The 9,668-nt window shown below is 56.5% G+C and carries 6 protein-coding genes and 1 pseudogene; all 7 read right to left on the bottom strand.

Annotated features, from left to right (window positions below):
* Positions 1–113: 113 nt before the first annotated feature.
* Positions 114–1,895: a thiamine pyrophosphate-requiring protein gene (locus tag HA48_RS21215; RefSeq protein WP_128603080.1), complete on the bottom strand. Its 1,782-nt coding sequence runs from the start codon at positions 1,893–1,895 to the stop codon at positions 114–116.
* 126 nt (positions 1,896–2,021) lie between these two features.
* A pseudogene (locus HA48_RS21210) lies at positions 2,022–2,860 on the bottom strand (GNAT family N-acetyltransferase).
* Positions 2,861–2,951: 91 nt separating this feature from the next.
* Positions 2,952–3,911 (bottom strand): HTH-type transcriptional regulator Cbl, encoded by a 960-nt coding sequence (cbl, locus tag HA48_RS21205; RefSeq protein ID WP_128603079.1) that lies wholly within the window; start codon positions 3,909–3,911, stop codon positions 2,952–2,954.
* Between the two features lie 174 nt (positions 3,912–4,085).
* Positions 4,086–5,003, bottom strand: a complete 918-nt coding sequence (nac, locus tag HA48_RS21200; RefSeq protein WP_128603078.1) for a nitrogen assimilation transcriptional regulator NAC — start codon at positions 5,001–5,003, stop codon at positions 4,086–4,088.
* A gap of 677 nt (positions 5,004–5,680) precedes the next feature.
* Positions 5,681–6,712 (bottom strand): ABC transporter permease, encoded by a 1,032-nt coding sequence (locus tag HA48_RS21190; protein ID WP_128603077.1) that lies wholly within the window; start codon positions 6,710–6,712, stop codon positions 5,681–5,683.
* Positions 6,713–6,725: 13 nt separating this feature from the next.
* On the bottom strand, positions 6,726–8,210 hold the full coding sequence (locus tag HA48_RS21185) for a sugar ABC transporter ATP-binding protein (protein ID WP_128603076.1): 1,485 nt from the start codon (positions 8,208–8,210) through the stop codon (positions 6,726–6,728).
* 32 nt (positions 8,211–8,242) lie between these two features.
* Complete coding sequence (locus tag HA48_RS21180) at positions 8,243–9,166, bottom strand: sugar ABC transporter substrate-binding protein (RefSeq protein ID WP_128603075.1); 924 nt, start codon at positions 9,164–9,166, stop codon at positions 8,243–8,245.
* Between the last annotated feature and the right edge of the window lie 502 nt (positions 9,167–9,668).

Genomic DNA, 9,668 nt, shown 5'->3' with positions numbered 1-9,668 from the left:
TGCGGTGGTGGATTCGAGGCTGGTGCGGGGACGGATTCCAGGTGCGCAACGGTTTTACAGGAATGCCACGGGAAGCCTGGCCGATCGCTTCCCGGGGCGATTAGCACGCCGTGCTAGCGCTTAGGGTGCAGCAGTTGGCTGGCCGTATCGCTGATGACCTGCGTTACGCCGCGATCGCCTTTTGCCATCGACGACATAAAGGCTTTGGCCTGCTTGAAGGTGATGTGCGGCGGCAGCGGCGCGACCTCCGGGTCAGTTTTCACTTCCAGCACCACCGGTTTCGTGGCGCTCAGCGCCTGCTGCCAGGCTGCGGCCAGGTCTTCCGGACGATCGACAAATATCCCCTGCAGACCCAGACTCTCAGCGAAGCGCGCATATTGCACGTCCGGTAACTGCTGGCTGGCTTCAAAGCGCGGATTGCCCTCCATCACGCGCTGCTCCCAGGTCACCTGGTTAAGATCCTGATTGTTGAACACGCACACGATCAGGCGCGGATCGGCCCACTGCTGCCAGTATTTCTGAATGGTTATCAGCTCTGCCATGTTGTTCATCTGCATCGCCCCGTCGCCCACCAGCGCGACCACTGGCTTCTCGGGATAAGCGAACTTCGCCGCAATGGCAAACGGCACCGCGGCTCCCATGCAGGCTAATCCGCCTGACAAGGTCGCGCGCTGGCCCTGTTTCACCCGGTAATCGCGCGCAAACCAGTTGGCACAGGAGCCGGAATCAGAGGTCACTATTGCGTTATCCGGCAACTGCGGCGACATCTCCCACACCACGCGTTGTGGATTGACCGGATTTGCCGGCGCCATCGCGCGCGCTTCCATCAGCGTCCACCAGTCGCGCACCTGTACGGCAATCTGCTCCTGCCATTTGCGATCGTCTTTGTGGGTCAGCAGCGGCAGCAGTGCGCGCAGGGTTTCGGCCGCATCGCCATGCAGATTGACCTCGCACGGATAGCGCAGGCCGAGCATGGCCGGATCGATATCGATCTGCACCGCCCGTACTTTGCCCTCCGCCGGTAAAAACTCTGTCCACGGGAAGCCGGTGCCAATCATCAGCAAGGTGTCGCAATTCTGCATCAGCTCCCAGGAGGGTTTAGTGCCCAGCAGGCCAATTGAGCCGGTCACAAACGGCGCATCGTCCGGCAATACATCTTTGCCCAACAGCGCTTTGGCCACGCCTGCACCCAGCACATTGGCCGCCTGTACCACTTCCACCGCAGCGGCGCGTGCGCCAGAGCCGATCAAAATGGCCACCTTCTTGCCGGCATTCAGTACATCGGCCGCACGGCGCAGATCCTCTTCATACGGCACAATTTTAGGCCGCTGGTACCCCGGCCCGGAGTGGGTAAACCCGTGCGCGTGCTGCGGCGGCTGCCAGGCTTCATCCTGAATGTCTTTCGGCAGAATCAGCACCGCAACGCCGTTTTGCGCCTTGGCAATGCGTACGCCGCGATCCACCAGATGCTGCACCTGCGCCGGGGCGGCGGCTTCCTGCACAAAGTTCGCCACATCCGCAAAGATGCGGTCAAGATTCATCTCCTGCTGATAGCTGGCACCGCGCGCCGTGGCTTCCGCCTGTCCGGCGATCGCCAGCACCGGCGCGTGATCCATTTTGGCATCGTACAGGCCGGTAAGCAGATGGGTAGCGCCCGGTCCGCCGGTGGAGAGGCAGACGCCCAGCTCACCGGTAAATTTAGCGTGCCCGGCCGCCATAAAGGCCGCCATCTCTTCGTGGCGCACCTGAATAAATTCGATGCCTGCGCCCGCTTTATTAGCGCGCTGAATGGCGCCCAGCACGCCGTTGATCCCATCACCCGGATAGCCATAAATGCGCGTTACGCCCCAGGCCTGCAGGCGCTCAACGAAGAAATCACTGGTTTTTTTACTCATGTCTGGCTCTCCCTTAACACAGTTAGCAGATGTTAAGGGTAGACGACGAATGCGCGAGTAGCAGTGTTCAACCTGTTCGCCGACAATCAGCGCGTCTGGCTTAACGTTCTCTGCCGTTGGGCTTATTTAGCCCAGCGCCGGTGATACCAGAGCAAAGGTCTGTACGCCCTCCGCCGCTGCCTGCCAGGGCGTACCGTGCACCATGCGGCCGGTGCATCAACCTGCTGTAAACCGAGGCTATCCGCCCACGCAGCCAGCGCCGGGCTGGGCGTATCAATCCGGACAAACTGCCCCTGCAGATCCTGCAGACACTGCGCCATCAGGGCCTTTGCCCCCGCCAGATCCCGGGCAATCACCGGCCCGAGGGTGAAACCGTGGCCGAAACGGCGCAGGCTGGCAAAACCCTGTAACCGGTGAGCGGCATCTTCCAGCACCACGGCCTGGCCCAGCAGCAGGTGCATCAGGCGATCGCGCTGCATGCCGTTGGCCTGGTAATCCAGCGCGTTAAGCGCGGCGCTATCCTGCGGCGTGGCAGCGCGCAGGCTCAACCCCGGTGGCAGCGCGACCGGCGGGGCGATCTTCAGCGCCGGCGTCTGGTGCTGCCAGATGCGTCCACAGGGAGTAAAACCGAGCTTCTCATAGAGCGGCTGGCCCATGTCGGTGGCATGCAGCCGCACGCTACAGCCGGGATACTTCTCCAGCAGCGCCCGCATCAGCTGCTGCCCGATGCCCCGCCCGCGCGCGCTGCGGTCAACAATCACCAGACCAATAGTGGCGGCATGTGCGCCCCAGCGCCAGCCTATCGCCCCGCCCAGATAGTTGCCCTGCTCTTCCGCCACGACGCCATCCCCCAGCGCGATCAGTTGTTCCCAATCTTCACGCCGGTGCGCCCAGCCGAGCTGCTGCGTTAAAGCAAAACCGGCGTCACGATCGGCCACGGTCATGGCGCGTAATACGATGCTCATGCTTCTCTCCCTGCATTTCTGGTGGCCGTCAGAGTGACACGCGAACAGCACGATGAAAATAAAAAAGGCCCGCAGCGGGCCTGAAAAGGGGTTAAATCTGGAAGTCGATGGCGGGTTCGTCGTCGGTCTCGTAGGAGAGCGCCTGGCGCTTGATCTCCTCCAGCGAAAGATTCGCATTACACAGCTCAAGGAACTGCCACACATAGTTGCGCTGCAGCTGGCCGCGCTTCAGGCCCAGCCAGACGGTATTGGCCTCAAACAGGTGATGCGCATCAATTTTGACTAAATCTTCACCATCATAAATATCACAGGCCTGATCGGCGAGAATGCCGACGCCCAGCCCGAGTTCAACATAGGTTTTCACGACGTCGGAGTCCTGGGCGCTGAGCACGATGTCGGGTTTGAGTCCGGCGGTCTGGAAGGCGCGGTCAACGCGTGAACGGCCGGTAATGCCCTGACGGTAGGTGATCAGCGGATGACGGCTCAGGCTGGTCAGCGTGACCGGCTGCTGCTGCAGCAAGGCATGGTCATGCGGCACCAGCAGCGAGTGATGCCAGCTGAACCACGGAAAAGCGGCAAGGCTGCTGTTATTGACCAGCTGTTCAGAAGCGATGCCGATGTCCGCTTCGCCCGCCAGCAGCATCGCTACAATCTCCTGCGGCGAGCCCTGATTAAGTTCCAGCCGTACGTTGGGATAGAGCTGGCGGAACGCTTTAATGACGCGCGGCAGGCTATAGCGCGCCTGGGTATGCGTGGTGGCGATGGTAAGTACGCCGCTGGTTTCATTGGTAAACACATCCGCCAGCCGGCGCACTTTGCCAGCCTCATCAAGGATGCGCTCAGCAATGGTCAGCAGCGCTTTGCCCGGCTCTGTCATCCCCAGCAGCCGTTTGCCCCGGCGGATAAAGATCTCAACGCCCAGTTCATCTTCCAGATCGCGTATATGGCGGCTTACCCCGGATTGTGAGGTAAACAACGTGTTCGCGACTTCTGTCAGGTTGAATTCGCAACGGGCCGCTTCGCGTATAATTTTAAGTTGCTGGAAATTCACACCCTTTTCTCCTGTTCCCTGCCCTGTTTCGTCCATGTTATGAAGTTGCAGTGATAGCAACAAATAATAAAAAACGGTGTGTTATGCAGAATAGTAATAAGACACCAGGGCCGTGTTAATACAGGGAGATGGAGTAAAAGGCAGCGTGGCGACCCGTCAGGGCCGCCGGGAGGGTTATCCCACCAGCATTAGCTCGCGGTCCTCAGTCAGTGGCTTATTCAGCAGCGACAGCAGAATATTTTTTACCGCCTGCGCCGAAGGTGAAAGCGGCAGTCGGGCAGAGATATTCAGCGACAGCGGCAGATTCAGCGATGGGCTGTTGATACGCGCCATCCATGCATGCGTGGAGCTGACCAGTGCGCGGGCTGCCGATTCCGGCAGTACCGTAACGCCCATACCGCTGGAGACGGCAGCGGTCAGGGTAGAGATGGACTCAATTTCACCGATGATTTTGGCGCTCAGGCGGCGCAGCGAGAAGGCTTCATCGACGCGTTTGCGCACCGCGCTGTAATCACGCGGCAGAAACAGATTCATCTGCGCCACCTCGGTTAAATCAACCGATGATCCCGGACAGACGGTCGCCCCGACCAGGTACAACTCCTCTTTCATTAACGGGATGCTGTTGATGCCGGCGGTGGGCGCACGGTCATACAGTACCGCCATATCCAGCTGGCCGTTCATCACTTTATCGTTAAGCGATGCGCCGCTGTTCTCATGCAGATAGACCAGTACGTCCGGATACTGTTCACGCACGGTTTGCAGCAGCGGCATGGTAAGAGACGAGGCGGCGGTGCCCGGCGCCAGGCCGATTGACACTTGGCCATTCAGCGCCTGTCCGGCGTTGATCACTGCGGTCTGTGCCTGTTCGCACTGGCGCAGAATGGTACGCGCATGGGCATAGAGAATCTTACCGGCCTCGGTTGGCGTTACGCCGCGTTTGGTGCGGATCAACAGCTGCTGGTCGAGCTCATTTTCCAGTGTCGCCACTTGCTGGCTGAGGGCCGGCTGCGCGATGTGCAGCACTTCTGCTGCCTGAGTCAGGCTGCCGATGTCGACGATTTTCACAAAATACTTCAGTCGCCTTAAATTCATATTGCCTCCGTCACGGAATCCCCGAATGCCTGAGCATCTGTTCTCAGCCTGCTGGCTTGTGGAGATGAATTTGCAATATGCGGGCCAGAGTTGTGTACACAATAAATTGAACGGGCAGATTTTTCCTAAGGGGCGGGAAAATAAGCGTTTCTGATTACCCCAAACGGGTTAATAAGCCGCAGTCATACTGTTTCCAAACGTGGCAGACACTAAGATGCACCAGAGTAGTGCAGCTTTTGCGAGGCTAACGTGCAAAAAAGTGATGACCCGCTGAGCTGATGTGGTGCAATTGGCGCAAAAAATACACAGTTAAGGGCTGAACGAAAGCAAATACGCGAGGTGCCCGTAAACAACCAGTGGGAAAACTTATTGGTGGCGGCACGGCCCGGGAGATTGGTGAGATGATATGGAAAGTTATTTATGTCACGTCGGACCGATACGCTAAGGCGTTTGCGTTGTAACAAGGCGGCAAGATTGCGCATCCCCGGGAGCATAGGTAACTATGTGACCGGGGTAAGCAAGCGCAGCCAACGCAGTCAGTATTGAAGCAGCGATACGCTAAGGCGTTTGCGTTGTAACAAGGCGGCAAGATTGCGCATCCCCGGGAGCATAGGTAACTATGTGACCGGGGTAAGCAAGCGCAGCCAACGCAGTTAGAACGTAAACGCCGACGCGTATCAGCGTTTTTTGCGGTTGCGATGCATATCAATCGACACCGCTGCCACAATAATCATCCCTTTAATGATGTCCTGCACATAGGCATCGACACCCACAAAGGTGAAGCCACTTTTGATCAGGCCGAGAATCACTGCACCAATCAAGGTGCCGGTAATACGCCCGACGCCGCCCATCAGGCTGCTGCCGCCGATAACTGCCGCGGCGATGGCGTCCAGCTCATAGGCCATCCCCATGCTCGACTGGCCGCTGCTGACGCGCGCCGCCAGCACTACACCCGCCAGCCCGGAGAGCGCACCGGCAATGGTATAGACGATAATCAGATACTTATTAACATTAATACCGGAGACTTTGGCGGAGGTCATGTTGCCGCCGATCGCGTAGACATATTTGCCATAACGCGTGTGCTTGAGCGCGATGTGGAACAGGAACGCAACCACCAGGAAGATAATTACCGGCATCGCTCCCTGGCCAATTGAGGTAAAGCCATCGGAGAGGAAGCTGATGGGGTTACCCTGCGTGTAGTACTGCGCCAGACCGCGCGCTGAAACCATCATGCCGAGCGTAGCGATAAACGGCGGAATGCCGGTGCGGGTAATCAGCACGCCGTTGATCACGCCGCACAGCAGGCCTACGCCGATCCCTGCGCCAATCGGAATGGCTGCCGGCAGGTTAACCAGCGACGGGTACATCGGCGACAGGCTGTCCGACGTTTGCGCCAGGCTGGCGGCCACGACCGCGGTTAGCGCAATCACCGAGCCGGACGAGAGGTCAATACCGGTGGTGATAATGACCTGGGTGACGCCAACGGCGATGATACCGATAATCGCCACCTGTAATACGATCAGGACTAAACGGTTGGTGTTGAGCAGAAATGACTGGTCACGTACGTACCAGCCGGCAATTTCAAAAATCAACGCAATGCCTAACATCACCACGAAGATGCCGGTATCTTTCGGCATCTTATGGCGCAGATTGCTAAAAAATGACGTCTGTTCGGAGGCCTCAGGGGCCGATACTTTTACGTTGCTCATAGGGATTTGCGCCTCACTCGGATGCCAACGACAAAATGGTTTCCTGGTCGGCCTCTTCTTTATCGAGGATGCCGGTTATACGTCCGCCGTGCATAACCATCACACGGTCACTCATGCCAAGAATCTCCGGCAGCTCGGAAGAGACCATGATGATGGCCACGCCACGGTTAGCCAGTTCGCTGATCAGGCGGTAGATCTCCGCTTTCGCGCCGACATCAATACCGCGCGTCGGTTCGTCGAGGATCAGGATCTTCGGCTGTGCCAGCAGCCAGCGCGCAATCAGCACCTTCTGCTGATTTCCCCCGCTCAGATTGTTGATGATCTGATCCATGGTCGGAGTTTTAATGTTGAGCTTGCGGATCTGCTCCATGCAGTCCTGCGCCATCTTCATATGGCTGACAAAACCGCTTTTGCCGATATAGTCCGGCATGTTGACGATGCTCATGTTCTCCAGCACCGACAGCACCAGGAACAGGCCGGACTTTTTGCGGTCCTCGGTGAGGAACGCCATGCCCTTCTCAATGGCCGTTGAGGGGGAGTCGATCTTCACCGGCACGCCGTCAATCAGGATCTCACCGCTGTCGAAGCTCTCCATACCGAATAGGCTTTCCATGACTTCGCTGCGCCCGGCGCCTACCAGCCCGGCGACGCCCAGAATTTCGCCTTTGCGCACGGTAAAACTGACGTCGGTGAAGCGATCTTTGCAGGTCAGGCTGCGCACCGTCAGCACATCCTCACCAATCGCGCTGTTGAATTTCGGGAACAGCTGCGTCAGTTCACGCCCTACCATCTGGGTGATGAGCGACTGGCGGGTAAACGCGGTGGTGCTGTTACTGCCTACCCAGGTACCATCGCGGAAGATGCTGATCTCATCGGTGATGGAGAAGATCTCATCCATTTTGTGGCTGATATAGATGATGGCTTTGCCCTGCGCGCGCAGATCGCGAATGATGGTGAACAGATGCGCCACTTCGGTTTCCGTCAGCGCTGAGGTCGGTTCGTCCATGATCACAATGTCAGAGTTCCACGACACCGCTTTGGCGATTTCTACCATCTGCTGGGAGGCAATACTGAGATCGCCCACCAGCCGATCTGCCTTCAGGCGGATGTTCAGTTTATTCAGCAACTCCTGGGTTTGCTTATTGAGCTTGCCGTGATCGACAAAGCCGTACTTCATCGGTTCGCGACCGAGCCAGATGTTCTCGGCGACGGTCATGTATGGCACCAGGTTCAGCTCCTGGTGAATCATGGAGATGCCGGAACGCAGCGCATCCATGGTGTCCTGAAACTGCACCGGCTCCCCTTTAATGCGGATGGTGCCCTTATCGGGACGATACATCCCGATAAGGCACTTCATTAAAGTGGATTTGCCCGCGCCATTTTCGCCCATCAGGGCATGTACCGACCCCGGTTTAATCCGCAGTGAGACATTATCGAGTGCCTTCACCCCAGGGAAGAACTTGCTGATGCCTTCGGCTTCAAGCGCAAAAGCGGTCATACTTCACCTCCGTACGGCTCTATCGGGTTCGGTTATTTCTGATTACGGTTTTCGAACTGTGCCATGTTGTCTTTGGTGATCAGCTGATAAGGAATGTTGATAACCTTTTCAACTTTCTCGCCGTTTGCCAGTTTCACCGCCGCTTTCACTGCGCCCTCGCCCTGCCCTTTAGCATCCTGGAAGACGGTGGCAACCATCTTGCCGTTTTTCAGCATTTGCAGCGCATCCGGCGTACCATCCACGCCCGCAATCAGGATGTGGTTAGGGTTTTTACCCAGCGCCTGCAGTGCACCGATAGCCATCTCATCGTTGTTTGAGGCGATGGCCTGAATATCGTCGCCGGCGGTCATCCAGTTACTCACTACGTCCACGGCATCGTTACGCATGAATTTCGCCGTTTGCTTCTGCACAACTTTGATGCCCGGATACTTCGCGACTACCGCTTCAACACCTTTGGTACGGTCGCGGGTGGATTCATTCGCCAGATCGCCCATCAGAATGGCTACGTTACCTTTGCCGTTCAGCGCTTTTGCCAGGGCTTCCATCTGCAGACGACCGGCCAGCTCGGAGTCCGATCCCACATACGCCATTTTGTCAGTGAGTTCGCCAGCCGGCTTACGGTTGACGAAGATCAGCGGAATGCCGGCTTTGGTGGCAGCATCCATGACCGGTTTAACCGCGTTGGTATCAACCGGGTTAACGATAATGGCGTCAACGCCCTGACCAATGAAGTTTTGCACCTGTTGCAGCTGCTGCGACACATCGCCTTTAGCATCTTCCACCTGGCCTTTAACGTTGTCTTTCTGCATCTCTTTTTGCATTGCCGTGCGCAGGATGGTGAGGAAGTTGTCATCAAACAGCGCCATTGAAACGCCCACCTGAATATCTTTTGCCATCACTGCGGCAGGTAACATGCAAGCTAACAGGGAAGTCACTAACGCTTTTTTGAATTTCATAGGTAACCCTTCTTATTTGTTAACGTGCTCAGTTAGCTGATACGACGAATGAAAAATATCTTTTACATTCACTCAACGTCGCTGGCGCTTTTTATCTGGTTGTAGAGGTAAGGCTTCTGGTCAGATGCAACTGATTTACGGCGACTCCTTGTTGTAAGCTGTTCCTTATCAACAAGTTAATTTCAAACTCCCGTTTTACTTTTTGAAACTCATTTCGTGCGTGATGATAAGCAGTTCATTTGTTTCATAAATACTTCATTTGAAATTTTCATCATAAAAGCACTGAAATGATTGTTTTAAAATCGGCAAATAACAAAACTTTGACACGCATCTAACATCTCACCGGAAATGCGTTTAAAGTGAGATCTTGCTGGCAGTTTGAAATCTGAACGCTCAAGCCAGAAAAGCGGCAATACGCTGCTTTTCCGCGCACTTAAACCAGAAGTGTGCAGTCGGGCTTTGACAACGGTGATCGGCATCGCTAATATTCGCCTCGTTCACA

The organism is Pantoea wallisii (assembly GCF_002095485.1).
In the GTDB taxonomy this organism is placed as follows: Bacteria; Pseudomonadota; Gammaproteobacteria; order Enterobacterales; family Enterobacteriaceae; genus Pantoea; species Pantoea wallisii.
This window is presented reverse-complemented; position numbering and strand designations above follow the sequence as displayed.